The following is a 25,434-nucleotide window of genomic DNA, read 5'->3' on the forward strand; positions in this document are numbered from 1 at the left end:
TACGCCCCGTGTTGCGGAGAGCTGGCCGAGTGGCCGAAGGCGCTCCCCTGCTAAGGGAGTACACCTCAAAAGGGTGTCGGGGGTTCGAATCCCCCGTTCTCCGCCATTATTTGCTTAGTACGTTGCAATCTGGTTTTTTCGCTAAGTTGTTGAAATTAAACGAAAAAATAGCTTTACATAGAGATTGAACGGCCTATAATGCGCGGCAACAAATGCACTCGTAGCTCAGCTGGATAGAGTACTCGGCTACGAACCGAGCGGTCACAGGTTCGAATCCTGTCGAGTGCACCATTTAAGAGTCAGTTGCAGCAATGCAGGTGACTTGGCTTCAACCAGTTGTGATCTGGTCTAAAAACACAATCTGCACTCGTAGCTCAGCTGGATAGAGTACTCGGCTACGAACCGAGCGGTCACAGGTTCGAATCCTGTCGAGTGCACCATACAAACAAAAAGCCCGCCTAGTGCGGGCTTTTTGCCGTCTGGGGTTTGTGTAGGATTTCATCTTTTCTCGCGCGCCCATGTGTTTTCCCTTCCGTCTGCGTCGTCGCAGTTCATAGATGCAGCCAATGCTCAGCTTTGGCTCGCAAGCGCTTGTTCTTTCCAGTTTTTTAACGTTTAAAGCGCGCGCAGCGTGTATCATTGCGCCCGTCAGCCCCGCCGGGGCTTGTGGAATACCTCCATGGACTTACCCAGTAGTTGCTCAGTACCCCGTTTTACCAATCATGAATTGACTGATTGATCCTTCCGGCGTGCCCCGCTGCTGGGAGTGGAGTTCGCCTATGACCGAAGTAGAAGTAAAGAAAACACAAGACAGCCTGCAGGATCGCCTGGCTCAAGTCATCGAGCTGCTGCAGCGCCAGCGCGTGGTCGAAGACCTCACGCACCGCCAGGAAGGTCCGCACCACGACCGCGTTGAAAACCTGGTTCACCGGCAAAACCTCGTCGAGCTGCAGCGCAAGCTCGATGACCTGCACTCCGCCGACGTCGCTTATATTCTTGAAGCCTTGCCGCTCGATGATCGACTGACCCTGTGGCAGTTGGTCAAGGCTGACCGCGACGGCGACATCCTCCTGGAAGTATCCGACTCGGTCCGTGAAACCTTGATCGCCGACATGGACGATCACGAGCTTCTGGCCGCTGCCAAGGAGATGGACGCCGACGAGCTGGCTGACCTGGCGCCTGAGCTGCCGCGTGATGTTGTCCATGAGCTGATGGAAGCCCTCGACAGCCAGCAGCGTGAGCGTGTGCGCTCCGCGTTGTCTTACGACGAGGATCAGGTTGGCGCACTGATGGACTTCGAGATGGTCACCATCCGCGAAGACGTCAGCCTGGAAGTGGTCTTGCGTTACCTGCGTCGCCTCAAAGAGCTGCCGGGTCATACCGACAAATTGTTCGTGGTCGACTATGAAGGCATTCTCAAGGGCGTGTTGCCGATCAAGCGTTTGCTGGTCAATGATCCCGACAAGAAAGTTGCGGATTTGATGGCCAGCGATACGGTGAGCTTTCACCCGGATGAAGATGCTTACGAGGCCGCGCAGGCGTTTGAGCGTTATGACTTGATCTCGGCGCCGGTGGTCGACAAGAACGGCAAGCTGATTGGCCGTTTGACCATTGATGAAATGGTCGACCTGATTCGGGAAGAGAGTGAAACTGAAGTCCTCAACATGGCCGGTCTGCGTGAAGAGGAAGATATTTTTGCGTCAGTCTGGCGCTCCCTGCATAACCGTTGGGCGTGGTTGGCGGTCAACCTGATCACGGCGTTCATTGCTTCGCGCGTGATCGGTCTGTTTGAGGGGTCTATCGAAAAGCTGGTAGCGCTCGCGGCCCTGATGCCGATTGTGGCCGGTATTGGCGGCAACTCCGGTAACCAGACCATCACCATGATTGTGCGTGCCATGGCACTGGACCAGGTGAGTACGGCTAATTCCTCGCGGCTGTTGCGCAAAGAATTGGCCGTGGGGCTGATCAATGGCTTGGTGTGGGGCGGCGTGATTGGTGTGGTGGCTTACTTGCTGTATGGCAGTTGGTCGCTGGGCGTGGTGATGACGGCTGCCATGACCCTCAACCTGCTGCTGGCGGCGCTGATGGGGGTGTTGATCCCCATGACGCTGGCCCGTCTTGGGCGCGACCCGGCCATGGGCGCCAGCGTGATGATTACGGCGATGACCGACAGCGGTGGCTTCTTCATCTTCCTGGGCCTGGCGACGATCTTTCTGCTCTGATCCCCTGTGGGAGCGAGCAAGCCCGCTCCCACACAAACCCTCTGCGGTGCCCCTCAAATTCCAGGCAAAAAAAAGCCAGCACATGGCTGGCTTCGGCTTTCAGTTGCAGATCAATTGGCTTCTGCGGCCGCCTCAACGTCGTGCGCGATAAGCGAGACGAGAGCATTTTGCTGGCGGTGGGAGAGCTGACGAAAACGCTGCAGCAGTTCGCGTTCGTGCAGTGACAGCTCGGGGCTGTCCAGGCGCATGCTCAACTCTTCGCCCAACGCACCTTCCTGAATAAGGCTTTGCTCCAGGCGCGCGATGATTTCGGAGTTCATGCTGCGGTGATGATTGCGAGCCACCTCGGCAATGCGTTCCCGCATTCCGTCTGGCAGACGTACGACGAACTTGTCAGCCGTACGGCTGGAATAAATTGCCTGTTTCAATGGGCGCATATATTTAACCGGTTAGTTCAGGGGAGCGGTTTTTGGAATTGGCCGCAAGATGAGTGTTAAGACAAGGCTCACGACCAAAGTTCAACCCGAATTGCAAAGAGGCCGCATCATGCCTCAGATTTGACAGTTCCTTGGCGTCAATTCTGTGACAAATATTGAACTGCCTAAAGGCGTAATGCCAGCACTCATTTGTATTTTTGCGGACTGGTTGGAAAACTTTTCAACGCGTCATTCCTCAAGGGAACTTCCCGTAAGTCCAGGCCCGCACAGGGATTGAGGCCGCACATCCTAAAGCAAAGTGGCCTTTTGCCCTTATCTTTAAGACTAGTGGCAATTTGCCGATTTGCTAGGGCGGAGCGACATAAGGTCGAGGGAGGAGGTGCAGCGCAGGGGTTAGCGTAGAACGGGGTCGAATTTGATTTTGCGGCCCATGAACAGCGTCAGCAGAAGCAGGCTCGTAAACACGCCGGCAGCAACCATAGCAGCGGTTTGACCCTCCTCAGAAGTGGCGCCCAGGGCCAAGAGGCCTGTGACGACAGTCAGACACAGAAACAGCCAGGCGGATTTGCTCATGAATGGCGTCCTTAGAAAACCCAATGTTCGGATGCCGGTGCAGTTTGGGTGCCTTGGGTCAGGCGTACCGGCGATTGCGCGTTGGGCGTCATCACCGCCAATTGCGGGCGTTGTTGCAGGTGATGCGGCACGGCCTGGCTGAGCTGCGCAGGGTCATTACTGCCGGTGGACTGGAAATGAAACATAACCAGTGCAGCCAAGGCTATGCTGTTGAGGGCTAACAGAAGGGCACTGTTCATGGTCATGTTCTCCGCTAAACGCCGTGGCTGAATGGGTTTGTAGGAGAAGTATTGCAGGTCTCGTGCCAATCTATTATTTCATTAAAATCAATGACTTGAGTATACTTTAAAGCGCCTTTGGGTTGCAATTTGCAATGATGGCATTTTGGGGTAGTGCATTTTGCACGACGGCGCCCAGGCCCCGTGGTTGCGGGGCAATGCGGGCCTCGGCCGAACAAGGATCGGCCTACACTCAAAAAGCCCACGGACGACATGACAAAACCCACCTCGGCCGTTAACATGCACGCCGTCCGTCGCTGTGCCACGTGCCCGATGGCTGTCATTTGTCCCAGTAGCTCAATTGGATAGAGCATCCCCCTCCTAAGGGGAAGGTTGGCCGTTCGAACCGGCCCTGGGACACCATCTAATTCAGTGCTTCCAGCCATTTTCCTCTTGTCGCTCCAGTTGCCGTGACAGCAGGGTGACAGCAGCGGCTAGAATTTGGCTAATCAAAAGTCTTTAGCCAGCGTCCTCATCCTCCGTTATTTCTCCAGCCCAAATATTGAATTCCGGCCGATATTTTTCGCAGCTCCCGCTATCTGCTGCGACTCTGTGCGTTCAGCTACGTCTAGAATGTCACGCTTACCCGTGTATCAATGGATAGGTATCGGATGGACAACGTGCGGGATATCGAGGAACGGATGATCAGCTTCCTCCTAAGCCAAAGCCATGTGACGCCTCTTGATGGTCATGTTCCCCAGCCTAGCGGCGTCAAGATCGCGGATTATCTTTTCTTCAACAGGCAAGCGGTTGTTGAGCTCAAAACGCTAAAGGTCGACCCGAAAGACAAAATTATGGATGGTGCCAAATCGCTAATGGAGTCTGATGAGTTTCCGCTGATCTTTGGCGACTATGACCTCGAAACCGCGATCAAGAACACACCGGGCGGGAAAGAGCATCTCGACAGAATGTTTTCTAACGCAACCAGGATGGTTGAGGGAGTGCTTAGGAATGCCAAAAAACAGATCGCCTCATCCAAAAGGCTATTGAGCCTTGACCCCGATACTCCCGGAATAGCGCTTATACTGAATGACACCGTCGAAAGCATTCCCGCCTCTCAGCTCGCCGACAGGTTCAGTTTCCGGCTCATCGGTGACGGCAAAGATCCAGGCCGGTTCTCGGAAATTGATTTTATTATTTTGATCCAGACTACGTACCGGTTGCAGCGAGGCGGAGGTGGTTCAACCCTCTTGCCGGCCTTCGTTATCAGCAATGACTTCAATGCGCATCGCCATCATAAAATTGAGCAAGAAATTCAGCTTTTTCTGCAAGCTTGGGCGCGCTCGCAAGGTCACAACTATGAAAGTACGAGCGAAACATCCGATCTCCAATTTGAGCGCAACCAAGTTCCCCGGCCGGCCCCCAAGTCTTTACAGGACCTGGTAGAGGCACAATACCGGGCGGATAGGTATATGAAGGAATGGAGCGAAGAAAGGCTGATTGCTCATGGAAAGGAGGTGATTCAGAGGATGCTTCCAATATTCATCAAGGGAGCAGAAAAACCTACAGAAACCGATTCGCATCTTTACATAAAGCAATTTACGGAGTTGCTTGAAGAAGGCCGCATACGGGGTTTTGACTTGAGAAAAATCCTAAATGAGATCCCTCGGGCCAGATAGTCATTATCCTTCTCTCTCTTTGATTCTGAGGGCTATCGTAGTGATGAATTTGGCGTGTTTAGCAGCCAGTGTCTACCTGGAGAACGCCAGCGGCGCCACGGTAGACCGGCCTGGGCTGCTGCGCTTGCCCAACGATGCGCGCAAGAGCGACGTGCTCCCGGTCGAGTCAAAGGTCGCCTCTCACGGCTTCCTGTAGAGGACTGGCAGAAGCTCAAGGCCGCAATCGTGTAACAGCTGTCAATGATGTAACGCTATATTTCGACAACTCCATTCCAACGTGTAACGCGAGAAAATTCCTTTAAATCAGTGGCTTAAGATCTTTTGTAACATGTGTAACGCCCGTAACAAGGTTTGAAGCTGCGTCCCCTTGCCCCTTGTAGCAACGTTTCCTGCAGCGACAGAACGTCACTAATGGTTGGCAGCATCAGATGCCTCAATTGTCGCTACCCGCTTTGCTCAGGTGTAACACCTACCACTCATGTAACACTATCTTGCGGCACCACGTTGTTGAGTGTGACGCATGAAAAATCCTTTAAATACAGATTGTTAGAGTTCTCGTAACGTGTGTAACACCTGTAACACGGTTATGAAGGTGTGTCCCCTGTCCCCTGTAGCAACGTTTCCTCCAGCGAGAGGGCGTTCCGATTCGTTGACAGCATCGGAAATCTCACTGTGGTCGCCGGCTCTGATATCGCTACTCGGTTATGCGGACGTTGAACCACCAGCGGATTGACCTAAGCGAATCAACATCGAGCCATGCTCAGACATGGGTTGTTGTAGGCAATTCAATACGTGGTCTGAAGCGATGCTTCATCAAATGGCACATCGAAACTCGCTGGGGACCCTGGCGCTATTCGAGGGATACGGGGTCGGAAACCCGCGGGATCGTGGTAGCGGCAATCACACCAGCTTACTGAAATTTCAATGTTGAAATTGAAAAGATCTTGAAGAAAAAGGGGCATCGTTACCGTATTGGTAATGGTACTCGCAGAAGGCTGAAAGGGTAGGGCGTGTGCACAGGTGAACTGGAGTTTACCAGGTTCACCTGTTCACTAAGCTGGGTGCCCTTCCGCTAATACGATCCCTCGGGTTTCATGCCCCGTACCTTCGAGAGTGCGCTAGGGTCCCCACTATCGAACCACAGCCAAGAGCATGGTAGGCCTAGCTTCGCTGGAGGGGCAATATTAACGGGGCTATGGGGATGCCCTAATAAAACCGTGTTACGGGTGTTGCGCGTGTTACACAACTCTATAACTCTATGATTTTAAACGATTTATTTTGAGTTACACTGCTCGGTCTGGTTTTCCTATATACGTGTTACACGGTAAATAGGTGTTACATAAATGAATGCCCTGGAGGGTCGATTTGTCGTGATTAAGGCGAGAGATCATCGATCTAGGGGCTTTCGCTTATAAGGGCCGCTACTGGCCGATTCTGTTGAAAAGTCGCCCATGGTTTCCACGGCAGAAAAGTACGCGCTTGAGATTGAAATCTTTACTTTGAGCAGAGGGTTCCGGGCTCGGATTTCGCGTAGCCGCGCGCAAAAAAGGCATGTTCAGCAGTAAGTACATGCGCAGCCTGGAAGGTCCGACTTTTTCAACACAGTCGGCCAATAGCGGTCAGTCACGGTCGATAGCTAACCGTATTAGTTTAACTGTTCGAATGTCTGCGTCGATCCTTCTGCACTCCGCTAAGGGCGGTTTCAGATCGAAAGCAGCCGACCAATGTTTCGCAGTGCGCCGGTCAAGTGCGAATGCACGCGGAGGGTTAGGACTAAACCAATGCGTGGCTAAGCCCTAGCAACCACGTACTCTAGCCACCTGCCCCTTTCTACTGCTATTGCGTAACTCAGCTCGATAGGATTCCATCCGATAATCAAGGATGGAGCCCCCTAATGTACCTAGCTGAACTCACCATAAAAAACTTCCGCAAGCTGCGTGACGCCAAGCTGAAATTCCAGCCTGGACTGAATGTTCTCGTCGGTCCCAACAACGTGGGGAAAAGCGCCGTAGTGGATGCTCTGCGGACCCTCTTGGCCGGGCATGAGGAGCCTTATCCCCGCCTCGATATCGCCGACCGTCATCGGGCTAAAGAAGGGGAACCAGAAGGCGACATAAGCTTCCACTTTGTCTTCAAGGATCTCAGTCACGACGACGAGGCCGACTTCATCGCGGCTCTGAAGCCAAGCGCTGACAACGCCATGGAAGCGCACATCCACGTCAGGTACACCGATGCCGATAAGTCTGGCCGCTTCCGGGTGAAGCGGTGGTGTGGAGATTACCAGAACATCCCTCTCACCTCGGACATGATGGAAAACCTGCGTGGCGTCTACCTACAACCTCTGCGTGATGCTGCCCAAGGGCTGCGTCCTAGCCGCAACAGCCAGCTGGCTCGCCTACTTCACCTTCTGACCGATGATGAGGGGCGTGAGGCGATCAACGTTGCGTTGAAAAAACTAGATGATCAGTTGCAGCAGAGCGAGGCGATTAAAAGTACTCATGCTGCGATCTCCACCCGGCACGGCTCCATGATGGGTGAGCAGTTGGCGCAGGTACTGGCCGTCGGACTCAGCGCAACCGATTTTCAGCGCCTTTCCGCCCGACTATCCCTGACTGCTCAGTCCATGGAGATTGAGCAAAACGGCCTTGGCTTCAACAACCTGATTTTCATGGCAGTGGTGCTAAGCGAGCTGGCCAAAAATCCCGATGCCGCGTACCGAAGCTTGATCGTGGAGGAGCCGGAGGCTCACCTGCACCCCCAACTTCAGCGCGTACTATTAAGCTACCTGGCCGGCATCCCCACCAAGGAAGGTGAAAAACCGGTGCAGTTGTTCGTCACCAGCCACTCTCCGAATTTCGCCAGCAATTCGAAGCTCGAGTCTCTGGTGTGCTTAGTTGAGAACGAAGCCGGCGTTGAGACCTTCTTTCCACGTGATGTCCAGTTCGCGAAAGGCAAGCGGGAGAAACTGGAGCGCTACTTGGACGTGACCCGAGCTGAGCTATTTTTCGCCCGCCGCGTGATTTTCGTAGAGGGCGCCGCAGAACTCATGCTGGTAGACGCGCTCGCGAAAATTTTGGGATTCGATTTAAGGGAATATGGGATCAGTTTGATCAGTGTCGAGGGACTGAATTTCGACTCGTTCCTGCCGCTGTTTGGAGAGAAAGGACTGCGCATCCCAGTCTCGGTCATAACCGATGCTGACCCGTTCGACGAAGAAGAGGTATCTGAACCCGCTGGGGCCGAGCGACCTGACGAGGAGATTCAGGAGGATCTGCTCGCGGAGGCAGCCTACCTCGAAGAAGCAGACGTGGAAGACGGGGATGAAGCCGAACGGTTGGCCGACAAAGGTGACGAGCCAACGAAAAAGAAGAAGCTAAAAGCTGCATATCCGGGGCTCGACGATGCTATCCGGATATCGAGCAACACGCTGAAAATGAAGGAATCCGAAGATGAGTTTGTGAAGGTGCTCCACGGGGTAAAGACCCTTGAGTACGACCTGGCTCTACTGGCGGAAAATCGGGACGCGATGCTGAAAGCATTGGCCGAACTTCATCCCAAGATCTCTGTGGCGCTGCGCAAAATCGTGGACGGCGCGCCGGACAACACTGCCAAAGCCAAGGCGCTGTTCTGCGGGATGTTCGAGCGCAAAGATACCAGTAGTAATGTGCAGAAGGGCCGCTTCGGCCAAGCGCTTGCCGAACAGATTGCTATAACGCCTGGATGCAAGGTCCCAGAGTACCTAGAGAAAGCGATCCGACACGTTTGCCGGGGAGCGGACAAGCCATGAAGCTATCCGATGAGCAGAACGGTGTAATCGAAGCCCCTTTAGAACCGATGGCGGTCACGGCTTGCGCCGGCAGTGGTAAAACAGCCACAGCTATTCGGCGGCTGATCGCCATTCGGCAAAAGCTGGCCGATCACCGCGGCCGGGTCGTGCTGTTGTCGTTTTCCAATGTCGCCGTCAATACATTCAACAAGGGTTACGCAGAGCTGGCCTCGGCTCTACCTGACGACGCCAATCGTAAGCGCGTAGAGGTTGACACGCTCGATGGTTTCTTCACCCAGCATGTTCTGCTTCCCCATGCCTACCGCACCATGGGCTCCAAGCAAACCCCCTATCTTGTATTGGGCTCGGAGCCCTTCTTAAGTAGCTTCCAGTACTGGAAGAGCGAAACCGAGCGCCCAATCCCGATCAAAGATGTGCAGGTAGGCGTAGAAAATGGGAAGTCGGTCTTTTTCATCGACATCTATGGGGCATCTGAACATCTTGATCGGGCCAAGGCCAAGGCGCTCATCGAAAAGCTAGGACGCACTGGCGCATATACCCATGACCTAGGACGCTACTGGGTAGTTCGAACGCTGCTTAATCAACCAGCCATTCTGCGGGCATTGGCCAATCGATATCCGCAGATCTTGGTCGATGAGTCCCAGGATCTGGGCACAATGCACAAAGTGACCTTGGAATTGCTCATCAAGGCTGGCGTGCAGGTTTCACTGATTGGTGACGTTAACCAAGGTATCTTCTCTTTCGCCGGGGCTGATGGCATGTTTTTGAAAACCTATGCCGACCGCGAAGGAGTCAAAGCCTACAAGCTTACCCGTAACTACCGCTCCCTCCCTCCAATCATTGATATTGCCAACCACCTCTGCGGCCGTAACGATGAGCCAGACAGGCAACCCGAGCAAGGTGGAGTATTTTTCGTAGGATATAAAGACGCCGAACTGCCTAAGCTGTTCAGCTCTTTCAAAGTTCGCCTCGGCGAACTGGGTATACACGCAGCAGACTCAGTCATTCTCAGCAGGAACGCTGATCGTGCCGCCAAGCTTGCGGGTAAGTCAGCCGCCCCAGGACTGGGTGTTGTGAACCTTTTCGCAGAAGCGTCATTGGCCCGCGATCAGTTGCATCGTTATCAGGATGCCTTCCGCCTGGTTTGCAGCGCGGTTTTGAGTCTCCTCGAGGATGCCCCGCTTGGGCTCAGTTCGGCGCTGCAGGGTTCGCCTAATGATGGCTGGATGCTGAGACTCAGGAGATTGCTGTGGGCATTTACTCGCAATGCGGAGTTCGGGCTACCGTCCTCTTCGCTGCAAGCCAAAGCAGAATGGCATCCGATGCTCGTCGCAAATCTGCGCTCTTTGCTTGCCAAAATTGATCAACAGTTCGGTCTGACCACAGTCGCTACGTTCGGAAATAAAATGGCCAAGAGACGCTTGGACGACGTCGCGCTTAGCGGTGCCAACGCCGATGATAAGGAAGCACCTGGCCTACGAGTTGAAACTGTTCACCAAGTTAAAGGCGAATCCATCGACGCGGTGCTCTACATCGCGACTAAGGCCAACATCAGCGCGTTGCTGGCCGGTGTCGCTACGGAAGAAGGACGCATCGGCTATGTGGCACTGACGAGGGCGAAAAACCTATTTTGGCTGGCCGTCCCAAACAGTTGCTTGGGTACAATGCGCGCAGACTTAATCAACGCCGGCTTCATCGAGGCCGCAACACTGTAACGATCAGATGGCCGTCATCGCATACCGTGAGAGGTAGTTTTCAGTGCAACGAAGACATTAGGTCTCTCACGGGGCATTTTCAACCTTTTCATGACTGCCGGCTTTTCTGTCAGAATCGACCTTTGAGGCTTAGCTGAACAGCCATGTTCCCAAATCGTTACGTCTGAACCGCTTTTATCTGATCGCTACTGATGCTGGCCGGAAGATATCGAAACTGTTATTGAAAAAAATTTGAATAAAGACCAATATGAAGAATCAGAAACGCGCAGATTAATTGAATAGTTGGCGAAAAATAAAGGAGTATACAAATGGATAGGGTTGATTACCAGTCTTTAATAATTCAAGATATTATTAACTTGGAAAAAGCAGGTGAACTAAATCTTAACCCATGGTATCAGCGGCGTTCAGTCTGGAGCACGCCGCAAAAATCGTATCTCACCAACACGCTAATTGAGCAAAAACCCATACCGGCAATCTATATTCGACACTCTCTCGATTTAGAGAACTCGAAAAGCATTAGAGAGGTGGTAGACGGTCAGCAAAGAACAAGGGCAATTCTTAGTTACTGCGCAGATGAATTCACCGCAAGGCATCCAGCGCATAAATTAAAAGTACTTTTCTCGCAATTAAAAAGAGACGAGCAGCAAAAGTTCTTGCTGACTTCAATTCCTGTCGGTTACTTGTTGGGAGCATCCGACTCAGACGTGATTGATATTTTTGGACGAATTAATTCCGTCAGTAAATCTCTGAACCCGCAAGAGAAAAGGAATGCCGCTCATAGTGGAGAAATGAAACAGTTTTGTCTTTCGCAAGCATCTAGCAGAATGCCGTTCTGGAGAAATTACGATATATTTTCTTCCACCGACATCTCTCGTATGAATGAAGTTCTATTTATATCTGACTTGGTTCACAACATAATTAATGGGCTTTCGGATTTTAGTCAAACTGCATTAGATAACATATACAAAGAATATGAGGAAGAGTTTGAAGATATAGATATTGTCACAAAGAAACTTGATTCCGTTTTTGACAAAGTCGCCTCCCTCGATCCGCAACATATAACAGACACGATTTTCAAGCGTCAACCTGTCTTCTTTTCACTGTTGATGGTGATTAATCAGAACCCCCGCATAGCAACGAAAAGACTCACCAATGCGATAATTGAAATCGATCAGCGATTTAACGCAGAGCAAAACCTCACTCAAGCAGATCTAGACTTTAAAACAGCGTGCTCATCAACGACACAGCGCATTTCGCAGAGGAGAGTTCGTGACAGCTACATTAAAGGGTTTATTTAATGGCGCTGCCAAATTTAGCGATCACTCTTCGTGAGGCGCATGCCCAAATTGACCGACTACAACATCACAAAGTTGATGCCGAAAGGCTTGATGCAAAATACCAGCATTTTATAGGTGAAATGATTATGCTTCGCTTGTTTACTATATTTGAAGACAGTGTAGCTGAGTTAGCCTATAAAATTGCTGCTGGGGGCAAATATTTGAATGGGACGTCAGCAGCTCTTACAGTCAGAGCAAGTCGAGCTCAAGATTCCCGGGCTCTTTTTTTATCGCACGGTAGAGCCAAGCCGATCTATAATCTGAAATGGACAAAAGCTAAGTACATTCGCGAAAGTGTTGATAACATAATACCCACAACTGAAAAATTCATAATTACCGCACAAGCTCACGGCCAAATAATTGAAGATATGAGGCGAGTGCGAAACGCATTGGCTCATAATACTACGAGTGCGAGAAGCGACTTCAAGGATGTTATACGTCAAACATATGGGGCGCACATAAATTTGACGCCTGGAGTATTCTTAATCTCAACAAAACGCACCAAAACCTGTCTAATTAATAGATATCTCTCATCTACCAAGGCAATTCTTACAGCGATGAGTAGTGGAGTTTAGTTTCAGTGATGTTCTCATTTGCGTTGCGGAGATAAAATATAATATTACCGCAATAGGAGAAACATATTTAGCTGGTCTATAGATATATCCCAGAGGTCCTAGAGCTTGCAAAAACGGTCAGGAATATATTTTTGCGGGTCAAATTCGTATCTTAACCTTCAGGTAGCCAGTAAAGATGCCAACCGAAAAGGCTCAAGTTGTTAAGCAATTTTTAAAAGATCATGTATACAATTTAATGGTATCTAGTCGTGGGGGCGGTATTGTTGGGCTGCCTGATTATGAAATTCATCCGAGAGAATTTTTAGAGTATGCTGAGGCCGAGCTAGGCGACCTAGAGTCTGATCGCTCTGTTATTAATTGTATTTCAAATTTGAAGCGAGCAATAGACTGTCAAATAGACGTATTCCTCTTCTCGTTAAATTTGTTTGAGTATTACAAAAAGAAGCGGTTAGGCATTGATAGAAAGCTGGGCTTCATTGAAAAGTGCGGTATGTTCAGCAAATACTCGCTAAGTCGGATTAATGCAATAAGAAATAGGCTTGAACATGAGTATAAGATACCTAAAGCAGACGATATTTATGTGTATTTTGATATTGTAAGCGCATTCATTTCTACGCTTGAAGTGCAATTGCTAGTCGGAGGGGGTGATGGCATGTTGAGCTTTCTTCTTGTGGAATATCCAGAGAGTGAAAACGAAGACGAAGTTCCTATAGGAAGATTGATTTCTGAGTACACCCCTGATAACTGTACGCATACATTTACCTGGAGCAAAAAAGGGGTAGAGGAAAAATACATGGCGAATGCAGAAAATCTCGATGAGCTTGCAGCATTTATCAGGTATCACATTCTGCTTTTAAATATAAATAGAACTTACCATGGCGAGTACGCGAACTCACAATTTGCACGCCTATAGCACTAAGGGCTGCCGAAAATCATGTAATAACCTTGAACAGGTAATGTGGCGTAGCGTAGTGTTTTGAGCATTTGAATGACCGCTTCTGACCGATGGTGTTGAAAAAGTCGATCCTTCCAGGCTGCGCATGTATTGACTGCTGAACATGCCCTTTTTGCGCGCTGCTATACGAAATCTGAGCCCGGAACCCTCTGCTCAAAGTAAAGATTTCAATCTCAAACGCGTACTTTTCTGCCGTGGAGACCATGGGCGAATTTTTCAACAGAATCGGCCGAAAGCAGTCATCAGCCCACAGTCGCCACAGACCTAAAGTCAAAAAATTTGAAGCCTTGTTTGTAATGGGTGAATGTAGCGAAGCGGAAGTTGCTTAAGCTTCCGCCTCTTCATTAACTGTTCTTTCTTTTGAGCTGAAGGTCAATGAAATCAAGCTCTGACTTAATTGCAACAATCGTGAGCGTCTCGACTTTATTGCCTTTGTTTGCTCTTGCATTGAGCTTGTTCATATCACCCAACACGAGAATGATCTCGTTCAAATGGAGTTTCCGGGCCTTTAGGTAATCAGGCATCTGTGCTCTGTTCTGTGGTGGTTTATTCATGGTTAGACCGATGGTTGGCCCGAAGCAACATGTCCTCGCTGGTTGCCTCGGGGAGGGTTTGGCTAGGACGCCAATAGGTCAATCAGGCTGTGTTGGCGCGAGCGATCTGCGAGTTCTTGCCAAGTCCAGCTTCCAAAGCGCTCGCCCTGTTCAGGGATATCCAGCTTCATCAATGCAACCGGATCTCGATTAATCAGGTTGCGTGCTGCCCACAACTTACCTCCGGTTTCCAGCAGCGCCTTCGCGGCTTCGTTCCACTTTTCTTCTAACACCGTGTTTGCCAGGTGTGCTGCTTCTTTTTCAATCTTGGCATGTCCTTTTTGTGCCTCCGTGATGTGCTGATCAATCGTTACCAGCTCCTGCTCCAAGGCGGTGATGAGCAGTTGTTGACGGCGATGATGCTCAACCGCAGTTGTGAGGTTTTTTGCTGCTTTTTGAGCTTCTGCGTTAGCGGCTTTCTCGCCCTCCACATCACCCCAGGCGACAGCCTGCGCATATGCGGTGGCCGCGTCTGTTTCAGCTTGTCGAGCCTTTGCCATCTCTTCCTGATCGCTCTGGCGTACCTGCTGCAGCCGAGTCTCTATGCTGTTGCGCTTCTCGTTGAGTTCCATCTCGTCGGCCTTCCAGGTCGCCATCTCGGCGATGTAGCCCGCAGCCAAGCTCTCACGGTTCGCCAGTGCCTCGAGGCGATCAATCTTTTGATTCAGACGGTGGATCTCAAAGTCTCGCGAGTCGATGCGTCTTTTGTGATCGTTGATTTCATCCTGCACAGCCCGCTGACGGCCTTGCTGGATAACCTCTGGGCTTTCCAGTGCCGCTTCGAAGGGCGCCAGGTCATTCTGAATTCTCTCCATTTCGAGGGTCAGAGTGTCGCGGCGGTCTTTCAGTTCTTGAATAGTGTTCATCTGTATTGTCTCTGTGCATTACGATTTATAAAGATGGTTGAACGGCTGGCGAGGCCGGGAATGAGCCGGCGCTACCTCGGTCAGCAGGTGTGTCGTCAGGCGGCCTTGGCCTCGTTCTCATTCGTTCCTGGAACCGTCTTCACCACGTAGCAGCGCTGAGGGCCTAATCCAGGCAGGCGAATCAGGCTGTATGCCTTTCCATTGCTTCCCGGCTCGAGCGCGCCCCGTTGCAGCAACTCCTTGTTCACGGCGCTGATGTTCATGCCCTTGAAGATCTCGGCCCTCCAGGCTTCAGGCAGCACGTAGTAGGTGTTGGTGGTGTGCAGGGCGTCGCCCATGCCGTGTTCCATCGTCTTGCGAAAGCCCAACCGATCAATCGTGCGTGGACCGTGCTCGTCGATTTTTGCAGCAGCAGATTCCCAACGGGTAAAGCGGCTTTCTCCAAAACGTTCGATGATCTGGCGCAGTCGCGCCAAGATCGCGTCGCCTTCGAAATTACCGGCACCACCACGTTCGGCCAGCCACGCATGCAGGCACACCCGTGCGGCGGTCGTGGCCGCGCCATCAGGCCAGCCAGTGACGCCGAAGGCGGTGGCCAACTCTCCGGCCGCTGCCGCGAGGCCAAAGCGAAGGGCTGCACGCTGGGCCTGACCACTGGCCGAGGCGGGCAGGTTTTGGGTGATGAACTGCTCCACCGTGCGGCGAACGATCACAGACCATCTGAGCATTTCCCCAGGTGCGCACAGTGCGTGCAGGAATGCGGTGAGGGGTGTGCCGTAGTATTTGGCTACACGCGCCTTGAGCGCATCGGAGAGGGCGGCAGCGTCCTCAAAACCGTTCAGCACATCGAACATGCCGAGCCCCTTGCTCGCGTCCGCAGGCACGGCGAGCATGCGCACTTCCATGCCTGCTTTCAGCTCCTTGTTGGCATCCGCCATGTGTTGCGCCAACGTCTTCTCGCCGGTCGAAAGAAACAGCAAGCGCCACTCCTGCACCTGTCGACCCGCTTGTCCTCGTTCATTCGCCCGGGCTTTGCCGGTGCCATTGCCGAGCATGTACACCGTTTCGCCAATAATGCGCGGGTCACACATACCGATTTCATCCAGCACCAGAAGACCGTCTGAGTGGGCTGCTGCGATGGACTCCAGGGCGTTATCTGTCGAACGCCACGAACGCACCAGACGCGGCCCTCCATAGACCGAGGCAGCGACTTGCAGGTGAGTGGTCTTGCCCCCGGAACTGTCACCGTACAGGTGGAAGCCGCCCGACTCATGCCCGAGCAGGTTCAACAGTGGTCCTGCAAAGGCCACAGAGACTACAAACGCTAAGCGGTGGTTGCCAACGCACAGCGCGCCGATTTGCTGCTGCCATTGTTCCAGAGAGCCCGCCTCGCTGATTGTTGGCAGCTGGGCACCAGCCTCATAAAAATGCAGGTGTTCGGCGTGCGAGCCAATTTGCTGTTCGGGCAAAAGGAAAGCGTTGTTATGCCAGCCCAGGCGTGTCACCAAACGTGCGCGCTGGGCGCTGTCGAAGCCGCCGAGATAGCTTTGTAGGTCGTTGCGAGCATTGCGCCCTGATCGGCTTCCCGCGAGGCGCAGGCCCATGTCTACCAATGGACCGAGTACGTCCTTGCCGAAGTCGCCGGTCATGGTCCTGGCTGGAATATTCCAGCGTTTTTTGGCGCCGTCCGGGTCGTCGAACTCGACCAACAAGCCCCAGTTGTGGCCCTTGTCGTCGCGAGTGCGTGCGATGATTTCCAGAGGCGAACAGACGGGGCGCGCCTCGCCATCATCGCCGGAGTAAAACACCCCTTCAGGCGTCAGCCGAAAACCGCCCGGCAACAGATCATTTTTCGATTTCGCAGGTCGTTTGGCTGGTGCCTTGGCCGCCTGTTCTTGGGGTTCAGTTGGCTCAGCGGCACCGCCGAATAACTCACCGCTGCGCACCAGCTCGGCGACGTGGTCTGCGGTCCAGCCTTTGGCTAATGCATCCGCTGCATCATCGCCTTCCGCCCATTTTCCACCCTTAATGAGCGTCGGTTTGCCGCCTTTGCTGCTTGGCTTGAGCTTGAACACGTCGAGCGAGATTCGTTGTACTGATGCGGCGCCCAGCTCAATCAGCTTCAGCTCGATAGCGTCCATGCACGCCGTGCCGCTGGCATCGTTATCCGGCCACAGCACCACAGCGCGCCCTTTGAGCGGCGTCAGATTGGCCTTGTGCCAGGAGTTCGAGCCGTTCGGCCAGCAGGTGGCTACGTGGCCGGGCATCAGTTCGGCGGCGGCATCAGCAGCCTTTTCGCCTTCACACAACACCACAGGCGCATCGGTGCGCTGTGCCAGCTCATCCAGGCGCAGCAGTGGCCGAGGCTCGGGCAACCCCTGCCAGCGCCATTGTGTGGTTTGCCCATCGGAGCGCTTGCACCAGGTCAGCGGTGCAAAGACCTTCTTCGGTTTGCCGTCTTCATCTGGGGCCAGGTCGAAGCGATACAGCGCCATGACCGGCTGGCCCTGGGCATCACGATAGATCCACACCTTGGACGGAACACCGTGTTGCCGGTGTTTGGCAGGGCACTTGTTCATGGCCTCGGCCGGGATCGGTTGAATCGCGATCCACTCCGGCGTTGCGCTCTTGGCCGGTGTGCTTTTGGCGGTTGCAGATCCTGCGGAAACGCTGAGCAGATCTGCCAGTTTTTTACAGGCCTCAACGCCCGTGCCGCCGTCGATGTAACGCACCAGGTCGATCAGGTCGCCGCCCTTATCGCCGGTGGCAAAATCCGCCCAGGTGCCTTTGCTCAAATTGACCTTGAGTGAGCCCGCACGTTTGTCCGTGCGCGTGGGATTCGGTGCGGTGTATTCCTTGCCGCCATCAACACGTTTGCCGTTTGGCAGCCAGTGAGCAAGCACACGGTCGATGTTCTTCAGGGCCGCGCTTTTTACGTCGGCAAAGCTCGGACGTTTTGAGGTGTTGCCGGTGCGCTGAGTCATGGTGCGGTCCTCGAGTCAAGCAGCGCCTCGTTCACGTCGTCGATCAGCGCTTTGGCCATCTCGCCGAGGTAGAACGCAGGCCAACTAAAGCGCTCGCCTGCATCGCTGATGGCTGCGTCGAGGATCAGTTGATTGGCGTGGTGCAGAATCTGGGAGACGGCTTCAAGTGCGTCCTCTAGCGGGATCCCTGCATTCACCCGAAACAGGTTTTGGCCGTTACCGTTGGCAGGGGAAAACTCGGAGCGTCCAAGCGTGCTGGAGTGGGTCACAGCGCACCGCCTTTCTGGCCCATCGGCACAGAGGAGGCATCACCGTACATGGTGAGTGTTTTGATCAAGCCCAAGGTGCCACGCACGTCCCAAATAACAGACGACAGTACGCGGTTGGAAAGCAGGGGTTTATCGCCGTCTAAGTGATCTTCCAACAGCATGAGCACCGAGTCGGCGCGGTCGAGCGCACAGGTGATGGCGTCGATAGGCAGACCGGCTTCGGCGTCTTGACTGACACAGAGCAGATCCTCGGGAAGTGCAAAGCCTGGGAGCATGCTCATCGGGCACCTCCTGAGGTTCCCAAGTCATCATGTTTTTTTTGGGGAGCGTAGGTGTTCGTCCCTTCTAAGGAGTAACTATCTGGCTTAATGCGAATGGTGCGTGGCACTTGAACTCTACAGGCGCCATGAGTACGAAGAGTTTCAAGATCAACCACACGTGTTGTGTTCAACATATTGCGGTGGCCAAGAATTACGCCCATGCGGTCTAACAAATGGATGGTGATATGCTTAGGGGGTTGCATTGCGGTCTGCTCAGATTTGCTGTGTGACAGTCGGGTCAGTGGTACGAACACTGACTCGACACCTCTTTCTGCTGAGGCCGGTTCTAGGGCCAGTCTTCTAGGGGACATCCCAGCAAAATTTGCCCCCTCGACTTTTACCGCGTTCACCGGGAGCCTTCCTTTGCTGCGCGTTCAATCCAAGCTTTGAGTTCAGCCATCAAAATCAGACGGCGCCGCCCGAGTTTGAAAGCCTTAAGGTCACCAGAAGCTATGAGTTCATAAACTCCTGATCTTGAGTAGCCAACCACGCGGGCTGCGTCCTCCACGCTGACTGCAAGAGGTGCGATGTGTTCGGGGTTGTTCATTAGCTTGTCCTTGATCGATGGGGTGGACTGTACGATACTGGTCCAGACGTAAACATCCTATTTGTAAGTAACATTACCTGCAAGCAAAAATTTTGTAGACATTTTGAGGCGTGCAAATGGCAAATCGTTCGAAGAAGGTTGTTTTATCGGCTAGGGTCGACCCCTACCTTAAAGCTGCGCTTGAATTGCTGGCGGCATCACGCAACGAGAAAATCGTGAAGATCCTGGAGTCATGCCTTGAAAATGGGATGAATGACAGGACCATTACTAACCCGTTTAAAGCTCCGCAAAAGGATTTGGGAACAATCAGTTTTATGGTCGCGTTCACTGCGATCTGGTCGGAGAATGAAACTCTTTACAAGCTGCGCGCCGGAACGCTTGGGCCCGATTTCGCCGGGGAGGAGTTATCGATGGTCGCTATGTTTATCAATGGCGATAAGTATTTCGAAGGGGAGTTCGATGTTTTCGGGGATTTGAACGGTTCGACAGAGAAGTTTGGTTTCACACCGAGAATGCAGCCTCGGGTAGACCTTGCATTGGTAGAGAAGGAGTGGCCAATTGTTGAGGAATATGTGAGGTTTCTGGCGAACAACAAACCGCTTCAGCCGGGCTATGCCGATTACAAAAATATGCGAGCTCAATCTCTAGCTAAATGAGTTCAACCGCCGCGGCTTTTGTTCCCGGAGCCAAGTGGGCATACCGGAGTGTCATCTTGATATCGGCGTGCCCCAGCAGATCCCGTACCGTGTTTAGCGGTACACCGGCCATTACTAGGCGTGAAGCGAAGTCGTGGCGCATATCGTGCCAGCGGAACCCGTCGATCTGCGCCCGCTCTAGCAACTTGAGCCAGGCGCTTTTCACGTCCTCAAAGCGACCGCCGCCCTGACCTGGGAACACATACGGCGACTTGCTCACCTGCTTCTTCCAAGCTTCTAGCACACCAACAGTCTCTTTGTTCATCGGGATGTGGCGCGTATCGCTTGTCTTGGTGGTGGCCCCGGCGACTGTGATTGTCTTCGTGTCGAAGTTCACCGCTGACCATTTCAAGTCGAACAGCTCTCCGCGCCTCATGCCGGTATTCAACGATACCAAAACCATTGGCTTCAGGTGATCGGTGAAGGGCAGTTGCAGCAGGCTTGGCATCGGTTCTCTGTGGCGGTCCGCCCGCCAAATGTTCGCACTCTCACGCTCGACCCTCATTTCATTCTGTCGAGCATCCAAGGCCTCGCGTAGGCGCTTGGTCTCGTCGGCAGCCAGGTAGCGAATCACCCCCTTTGAGTCGACTTTGAGCTGTTTCAGCTTGGCCAGAGGATGCTCGTCGATGTAATCCCACTCGACCGCTCGGCTGAATACTCCGCTGATAGAGCCCATTTTCCGGTTGACCGTGGAGGGCTTGTTGCCGGCCTGCATCCATCCTGTGCGGATCAGCTCCAGGTCTCGCCCGGTGATCGCGTTCAAGCGCTGGGGCATGATTGGGTCGAAGTTATTGTTGAGGGTGTGCTGCGTCTTCTCATGGCCTTTGTGATGGGCTTTGAACCACGGCATATAGTTGTCGTCGATAAAGTCGCGCAGCGAGGGCAGGGCTGACCCCTTGCGGCCCTGGGCGATGGCCAGAGGCTCGCCATGGGCGTGCGCATCGGCTAAGTACTGGGCGGCCTCGGTGCGGGCTTGGTCAAGAGTAAGCACGCCGACACGCCCGAGGGTGGCGTTCTTGTTTCGGCCCCACGTGACCATGTAGGACTTGTGACCGCTGGGCAGTACGCGAATGAAGAAACCGGGTTGCACGGTGTCATGCACGCGGTATGCTTTCGCCTCGGCGGCTAGGCTGCCAATTAGCTTCTGAGTGATTTTGGTTTTCAAGGGTTCGACCGTGACAGCAGGGTGGCAGCAAAAAGCACTATACCGCTCGATGTTCACGGACTCAATGGGACTAAAAGGCCCAATAATATTGGGCTTGTGGCTGTACCCACTGGGCCTGAATTGACCCTCCTAAGGGGAAGGTTGGCCGTTCGAACCGGCCCTGGGACACCATCTTCAAAAGCCCTGCACAGGTAGCCCTGGCAGGGCTTTTTTGTGCTTGCCTGCAACGTCGGTCGAACCTTGCCGCCTGTCAGGGTTCACAGCAGGTGCGCAGTGTGTTTCTCGTAGCTTTTGTTCGTTGCATATGTACCTTGCATGCGGCCAGGCAGCGTCTGAACGATTAAGCAAAATATTCTCCGGAAAACGGCCCGCTGCGGCTGTCCGCTCCCGGCAACCCCGGACTATCATGCCGATAGCCCTGTCCCTCACTGCAAGGAGCCGCTCGGAACGCCGATGCGCCAGATCTGGAAATCTTTTCGAGCCCTTTATTTCGCCTCCTTGATGATGTTGATCGGGTCCGGCCTGCTCAGCACTTACCTGGCCTTGCGTCTGGCAGCCGACCACGTCGACAGCCTGTGGGTGGGTGCGCTGATGGCGGCCAACTACTTCGGCCTGGTGCTGGGCGGCAAGATCGGGCATCGCCTGATTGCCCGCGTCGGGCATATTCGCGCGTATGCCACCTGTGCCGGGATTGTCGGCGCGGCGGTGTTGGGCCATGGCCTCATTAACTGGCTGCCGGCCTGGATTGTGCTGCGGATGATCGTGGGCCTGGGGATGATGTGCCAGTACATGGTTATCGAAAGCTGGCTCAATGAGCAGGCGGACGCCAAGCAGCGCGGCGTGGTGTTCAGCGGCTACATGATCGCGTCATACCTGGGGTTGGTATTGGGTCAGTTGATCCTGGTCATGCACCCGCAGCTTGGCCTCGAATTGCTCATGCTGGTGGCGCTGTGCTTTGCCTTGTGCCTGGTGCCGGTGGCCATGACCCGACGCATTCACCCGGCGCCGCTGCACCCTGCGCCGATGGAGCCGCGCTTCTTTATCAAACGTGTGCCGCAGTCGCTGAGCACGGTGCTGGGTGCGGGGCTCATCGTCGGCTCTTTCTACGGCCTGGCGCCGCTGTATGCCTCACAGCAAGGCTTGAGTACCGAGCAGGTCGGTCTGTTTATGGGTAGCTGCATTTTTGCCGGTCTGTTGGTGCAGTGGCCATTGGGCTGGTTGTCGGACCGCTATGATCGCGCCTTGCTGATTCGCTGCTTTGCCTTGTGCCTGGCAGTGGCGGCGTTGCCGTTGGCCGTGATGACCCAGGTGCCGCTGGAAGTGCTGTTCGTCGCCGGTTTCTTGTGCTCCCTGGTGCAGTTCTGTCTGTATCCCTTGGCGGTGGCGTTCTCCAATGACCACGTGGAAGGTGATCGTCGGGTGTCGCTGACAGCCATGTTGCTGGTGACCTACGGCGTCGGCGCGAGTGTCGGGCCGCTGTTGGCGGGTGTGGTGATGAAGCTGTTCGGCAGCCACATGCTGTATGCGTTTTTCAGCCTGTGTGCGTTGGTCCTGGTATGGCGGATCCGGCCGAAGGCGGTGACCAACCTGCATCAGGTGGACGATGCGCCGCTGCACCACGTGGCGATGCCCGACAGCATGTCCAGTTCGCCGCTGGTGGCGTGCCTCGACCCGCGGGTGGATGAGGCGGTGGTGCAGGAACAAATGCAGACCGTGGTGCCCGACCCGGAACCTGAAACTGACCCGCAACAACCTGCGGATGAACCTCCTTTCGAAGGGCCGCCGGAGCCTCTGGGGCCGGAGGAGCATCCCCATGACTTGAGCAGGGCCCGTCCCTGAAAGCAAAAACGGGCAGATCCCATCAGGATCTGCCCGTTTTTATTGGCGCGGCTTTTAAAGCTTAAAGGTCGTCGTCTTTGTCGAAGCGCCGCGCTTCACGCTGCAGCTGGTACACAAACCGTTCAACCTGGCGCTGTACCAAGCCGCTCATGTTGTGGAAGCGCACGCCGGCGAAGGTGGTGTTGATCTTGTCTTCGACGTGCAGGTAACGCAGCTCCACCGAGGTGGTCATGCTGCCAAAGGGCAGGGCGGCGATAAAGCGGTCATAGACCTGGCCCAGTTGCAGGCGATCGGAGATGTCGCCTTCAAAGCGCAGCTTGCAGCCGGTGGCGGAGATGTCCAGCAACTTGCCACTGATCGGTGCCTTGAGCTTTTCGCCACCCAGCTCGATGCTGACCAGTTGGGCCAGCTTCAACGCCGCCCGAAAGGCATTGCGACGCTGATGGTAGACCACTTCGTCGGGCATGCTGCCGGTGTAGATGCGGTGGCCGCCTTTTTCGCTGATGGTCAGCGTGCCGTTGCTTTCCCAGGCGATACGCACGCCGTCATGGAAGCCTTCGATACGGAACGGTTCGCCATTCTCAAGGTAGCGTTCACCGTCGCGTGGGATCATTTCGTCGAGGGTCAGCGTTTTGCTGTCTCGGTCTATGTCCACCAGATAGCTTTGAAACCGCTGGCTGCGTTCATGGAAAGTGATGATCAGCGGGTCATGGCTTTCTTGCAGCATCCGCAACGTGCTGGCGATTTCCAGAGGCGTGGTGAGCACCTTGGGTGGCTGCGGAGCATCTTCCGCATTAAGGGCGTTGAACACGGTTCTTCCATCTCCAGACAAAATACGACTACACGCAAGAACCGGCATTTTGCCAGCATGTAACGCGCCTTGGATAGGGCGCGCAGTAAACCGGTGTCAGGCTTGGCTGCGGGTGCTTGGCTTGACCAGGCGCGAGGTGGAACCCTGGGCGTTATAAAGGGCCGGAGGCTCTCCGCCGTGGAGTATACGCAACTGGTTGGCGGTCGTAGCCTGCTGCAGCTGGATCAACTGCCCGTTGAGCAGGTTGGTTTCCTGGCACTGGGCGAGCAATTGGTTGAGTGCGGTACTTTGCGCCAGCAACTGGTCGCCTACCGAGGAGTGGCTGGCCAGTTGTGCCAGGCCGTCATGGTCAGCCGGCAGGCCCAGGCTGATAAGAATTTCGCTGCGCTTCTTGCCATGCTGCTCCAGCAGCACGATCAGCGACTGTTTGCGCGCCAGGATTTCTTCCAGCAAGCGCATATCCCGGCCATAGAGGGCCAGGGATTCTTCTTTGAGCAGCTCGAGCAAATGTTGCGTCGGCGCCAGATCATCAATGATCAGTTCAAGCAAATGTTCGTCGTGGTGCATGGCTGGCCTTGGGTTTTAAGCGTCCAAAAGCCCTGCGCAGGCCTTTGCCTAGCGCTCGGCTTCGAAGTTAAGCAGCTTGCTGGCGACACGGTTGCTGTCGACTTTATAGCTGCCATCAGCGATTGCCTGTTTCAATTCGGCCACCCGGGCTTTATTGACAACGGGTTGATCGCTCAGCGAGTCAGTGACCTTCTGCAACTGTTGAGCCTCATTGCTCAGGTGTACCGATTCCCCGCTCTGGCTGGCGCCGGCTTGTTCTGTCTTGGCCGCAGGTGCTGGCTGGGACTTGGCTTCTACGCTGTCCTTGGCCCCGCTGGTGCGCGTATTGCCCGGCAAAGCCTGGGAGTTATTTAAACGACTGAAATCAATGACCATGTTAAAAAACCTCTGGGTATTTGGACGCTTGCCATGTTTTCGGCCATACCCGGACAAACTTTAGGCTCGATTGACAATAAACCTGTACAGGTCGCCATCCCACGCACAGTGTAGGAAAAGCTGGCGTTTCACACCAGTGATCTATAGCGCCACTTCAACCTGGCCTGGCGCGGTCACCTGCGCCTTGATCACGCGGTTGGAATTGAGGTTCTTGACTCGAATCTGTTCGCTCATCCCGCCGTTGGACAACGCTTCCCCGGGCATTTTTACCGTAAGCCCGCCGCTGCTGGCGGAAATCACCACCTGATCGCCCTTGCGAATCACTTCTGCCTGTTCCAGATGCACCAGTGTAATGACTTGATCGGTGACCATTGGTCGGGTGAGTTTCTGCCCGATGGCTTGATCTACAGAGGTGAGGTAGCCCTGGTTGATCAGGCTGATGTCGCGTTCCCGCAAGGCCACATCTTCAAAACCAATGATGCCGGTGCGCTTGAGCGGGCGCGTGACCACCACGACATCGCGGAACAGTTTGACCTGCGCCGGCACGAACACGGTCCAGGGTGAAGCGCCCTCGCAGCGCACTTTTACCGTCACGCGGCCAATCGGTTGGGCCGGGCTTTCGAGGCTGGCCGTCAATTCCTTGTCGCACATGGGCATGCGCAGGCGCGGGTCTAACTGGTTGACCTGGATTTCATAACGCCCCGGCGTCTGAGTGGTCGCCAGATAATCTTCTACAGTGAACTCAAGAAAGCCTTGAGTGACGCCGATAAGGAGATCAGGCAAGGTGACATTATCTGCGCGAGCCGTGGTGCCTGAGCCCAAGGCAAGCAGCGCCATCGTGACGCAGAGCAATCTGCGGTAGCGTGGGATGCGTCGGGAAACTGTCGTTTTAAGGTTCATAAACC

The 25,434-nt window shown here is 54.1% G+C and carries 22 protein-coding genes, 4 tRNA genes and 1 pseudogene; 14 read left to right on the forward strand and 13 right to left on the reverse strand.

All coding sequences use genetic code 11. The annotated features are described in order from the left end of the window. Positions 1-15: 15 nt before the first annotated feature. From FFI16_RS03730 to mgtE, 4 genes are all read left to right on the forward strand, one after another. A tRNA-Ser gene (locus FFI16_RS03730) sits at positions 16-106 on the forward strand. Between the two features lie 108 nt (positions 107-214). Then, a tRNA-Arg gene (locus tag FFI16_RS03735) sits at positions 215-291 on the forward strand. A gap of 72 nt (positions 292-363) precedes the next feature. Then, positions 364-440, forward strand: a tRNA-Arg gene (locus FFI16_RS03740). 339 nt (positions 441-779) lie between these two features. Then, positions 780-2,222 carry a magnesium transporter gene (gene mgtE / locus FFI16_RS03745; RefSeq protein WP_065929353.1) on the forward strand — a complete coding sequence of 481 codons (1,443 nt, stop codon included), beginning with the start codon at positions 780-782 and terminating at the stop codon, positions 2,220-2,222. 110 nt (positions 2,223-2,332) lie between these two features. Here mgtE and FFI16_RS03750 read toward each other — a convergent pair whose 3' ends face one another. The 3 genes from FFI16_RS03750 to FFI16_RS03760 form a co-directional block, all read right to left on the reverse strand. Further along, positions 2,333-2,659 (reverse strand): Arc family DNA-binding protein, encoded by a 327-nt coding sequence (locus FFI16_RS03750; protein WP_003193592.1) that lies wholly within the window; start codon positions 2,657-2,659, stop codon positions 2,333-2,335. A gap of 393 nt (positions 2,660-3,052) precedes the next feature. Continuing rightward, complete coding sequence (locus FFI16_RS03755; protein WP_138814197.1) at positions 3,053-3,232, reverse strand: PA3371 family protein; 180 nt, start codon at positions 3,230-3,232, stop codon at positions 3,053-3,055. A gap of 11 nt (positions 3,233-3,243) precedes the next feature. Beyond that, positions 3,244-3,471 (reverse strand): hypothetical protein, encoded by a 228-nt coding sequence (locus tag FFI16_RS03760; RefSeq protein ID WP_138814198.1) that lies wholly within the window; start codon positions 3,469-3,471, stop codon positions 3,244-3,246. 325 nt (positions 3,472-3,796) lie between these two features. Here FFI16_RS03760 and FFI16_RS03770 point away from each other — a divergent pair. The 8 genes and pseudogenes from FFI16_RS03770 to FFI16_RS03805 all read left to right on the forward strand — a co-directional run bounded on the left by FFI16_RS03770 (position 3,797) and on the right by FFI16_RS03805 (position 13,456). After that, positions 3,797-3,873, forward strand: a tRNA-Arg gene (locus FFI16_RS03770). A gap of 248 nt (positions 3,874-4,121) precedes the next feature. Next, on the forward strand, positions 4,122-5,129 hold the full coding sequence (locus FFI16_RS03775; RefSeq protein ID WP_138814200.1) for a hypothetical protein: 1,008 nt from the start codon (positions 4,122-4,124) through the stop codon (positions 5,127-5,129). A 64-nt stretch (positions 5,130-5,193) separates the two neighbouring features. Continuing rightward, positions 5,194-5,354 (forward strand): annotated as a pseudogene (locus FFI16_RS03780) (recombinase family protein); the annotation flags it as partial. A gap of 1,669 nt (positions 5,355-7,023) precedes the next feature. Then, a complete protein-coding gene (locus FFI16_RS03785; protein WP_138814201.1) occupies positions 7,024-8,916 on the forward strand; it encodes an ATP-dependent endonuclease in 1,893 nt (630 codons plus the stop codon). Next, on the forward strand, positions 8,913-10,631 hold the full coding sequence (locus tag FFI16_RS03790) for an ATP-dependent helicase (protein ID WP_138814202.1): 1,719 nt from the start codon (positions 8,913-8,915) through the stop codon (positions 10,629-10,631). Before FFI16_RS03785 ends, FFI16_RS03790 begins: the two co-directional genes overlap by 4 nt. Positions 10,632-10,939: 308 nt before the next feature. Next, positions 10,940-11,929: a DUF262 domain-containing protein gene (locus FFI16_RS03795; protein ID WP_065929346.1), complete on the forward strand. Its 990-nt coding sequence runs from the start codon at positions 10,940-10,942 to the stop codon at positions 11,927-11,929. Beyond that, on the forward strand, positions 11,929-12,543 hold the full coding sequence (locus FFI16_RS03800) for a hypothetical protein (protein WP_138814203.1): 615 nt from the start codon (positions 11,929-11,931) through the stop codon (positions 12,541-12,543). The genes FFI16_RS03795 and FFI16_RS03800 overlap by 1 nt, the downstream gene beginning before the upstream one ends. 175 nt (positions 12,544-12,718) lie before the next feature. Continuing rightward, complete coding sequence (locus FFI16_RS03805) at positions 12,719-13,456, forward strand: hypothetical protein (RefSeq protein WP_138814204.1); 738 nt, start codon at positions 12,719-12,721, stop codon at positions 13,454-13,456. Between the two features lie 658 nt (positions 13,457-14,114). Here FFI16_RS03805 and FFI16_RS03820 read toward each other — a convergent pair. From FFI16_RS03820 to FFI16_RS03840, 5 genes are all read right to left on the reverse strand, one after another. Continuing rightward, complete coding sequence (locus FFI16_RS03820; RefSeq protein WP_138814205.1) at positions 14,115-14,957, reverse strand: chromosome segregation protein SMC; 843 nt, start codon at positions 14,955-14,957, stop codon at positions 14,115-14,117. 95 nt (positions 14,958-15,052) lie between these two features. Continuing rightward, entirely contained in the window at positions 15,053-17,941 is a 2,889-nt protein-coding gene (locus tag FFI16_RS03825) for a DUF927 domain-containing protein (RefSeq protein WP_138814206.1), read from the reverse strand. Continuing rightward, complete coding sequence (locus FFI16_RS03830; protein WP_065929340.1) at positions 17,938-18,210, reverse strand: DUF3077 domain-containing protein; 273 nt, start codon at positions 18,208-18,210, stop codon at positions 17,938-17,940. Before FFI16_RS03830 ends, FFI16_RS03825 begins: the two co-directional genes overlap by 4 nt. Next, the gene (locus FFI16_RS03835) at positions 18,207-18,491 is read right to left on the reverse strand and encodes a hypothetical protein (protein ID WP_017846196.1); all 285 of its coding nucleotides are present in this window, start codon (positions 18,489-18,491) and stop codon (positions 18,207-18,209) included. Before FFI16_RS03835 ends, FFI16_RS03830 begins: the two co-directional genes overlap by 4 nt. A 385-nt stretch (positions 18,492-18,876) precedes the next feature. Next, positions 18,877-19,077 (reverse strand): helix-turn-helix domain-containing protein, encoded by a 201-nt coding sequence (locus tag FFI16_RS03840; protein ID WP_065929339.1) that lies wholly within the window; start codon positions 19,075-19,077, stop codon positions 18,877-18,879. 116 nt (positions 19,078-19,193) lie between these two features. Here FFI16_RS03840 and FFI16_RS03845 point away from each other — a divergent pair, with 116 nt between their 5' ends. Continuing rightward, entirely contained in the window at positions 19,194-19,733 is a 540-nt protein-coding gene (locus FFI16_RS03845) for a hypothetical protein (protein WP_065929338.1), read from the forward strand. Here the strand turns inward: FFI16_RS03845 and FFI16_RS03850 are convergent. Further along, positions 19,726-20,937 (reverse strand): site-specific integrase, encoded by a 1,212-nt coding sequence (locus FFI16_RS03850; protein ID WP_178112630.1) that lies wholly within the window; start codon positions 20,935-20,937, stop codon positions 19,726-19,728. The genes FFI16_RS03845 and FFI16_RS03850 overlap by 8 nt on opposite strands. Positions 20,938-21,390: 453 nt before the next feature. Here FFI16_RS03850 and FFI16_RS03855 point away from each other — a divergent pair, with 453 nt between their 5' ends. Next, positions 21,391-22,776 carry an MFS transporter gene (locus FFI16_RS03855; protein WP_138814208.1) on the forward strand — a complete coding sequence of 462 codons (1,386 nt, stop codon included), beginning with the start codon at positions 21,391-21,393 and terminating at the stop codon, positions 22,774-22,776. A gap of 61 nt (positions 22,777-22,837) precedes the next feature. On the opposite strand, the gene FFI16_RS03860 is transcribed toward FFI16_RS03855, so the two are convergent. The 4 genes from FFI16_RS03860 to flgA all read right to left on the reverse strand — a co-directional run bounded on the left by FFI16_RS03860 (position 22,838) and on the right by flgA (position 25,429). Next, a complete protein-coding gene (locus tag FFI16_RS03860; protein ID WP_138814209.1) occupies positions 22,838-23,587 on the reverse strand; it encodes a flagellar brake protein in 750 nt (249 codons plus the stop codon). A 96-nt stretch (positions 23,588-23,683) separates the two neighbouring features. Then, positions 23,684-24,154, reverse strand: coding sequence for a flagellar protein FlgN (locus FFI16_RS03865; protein WP_138814210.1), 471 nt, complete (start codon positions 24,152-24,154; stop codon positions 23,684-23,686). Between the two features lie 48 nt (positions 24,155-24,202). Further along, positions 24,203-24,529 carry a flagellar biosynthesis anti-sigma factor FlgM gene (flgM, locus tag FFI16_RS03870; RefSeq protein ID WP_138814211.1) on the reverse strand — a complete coding sequence of 109 codons (327 nt, stop codon included), beginning with the start codon at positions 24,527-24,529 and terminating at the stop codon, positions 24,203-24,205. Between the two features lie 141 nt (positions 24,530-24,670). After that, positions 24,671-25,429, reverse strand: coding sequence for a flagellar basal body P-ring formation chaperone FlgA (flgA, locus tag FFI16_RS03875; RefSeq protein ID WP_138814212.1), 759 nt, complete (start codon positions 25,427-25,429; stop codon positions 24,671-24,673). Between the last annotated feature and the right edge of the window lie 5 nt (positions 25,430-25,434).

The organism is Pseudomonas sp. KBS0710 (assembly GCF_005938045.2).
In the GTDB taxonomy this organism is placed as follows: domain Bacteria; phylum Pseudomonadota; class Gammaproteobacteria; order Pseudomonadales; family Pseudomonadaceae; genus Aquipseudomonas.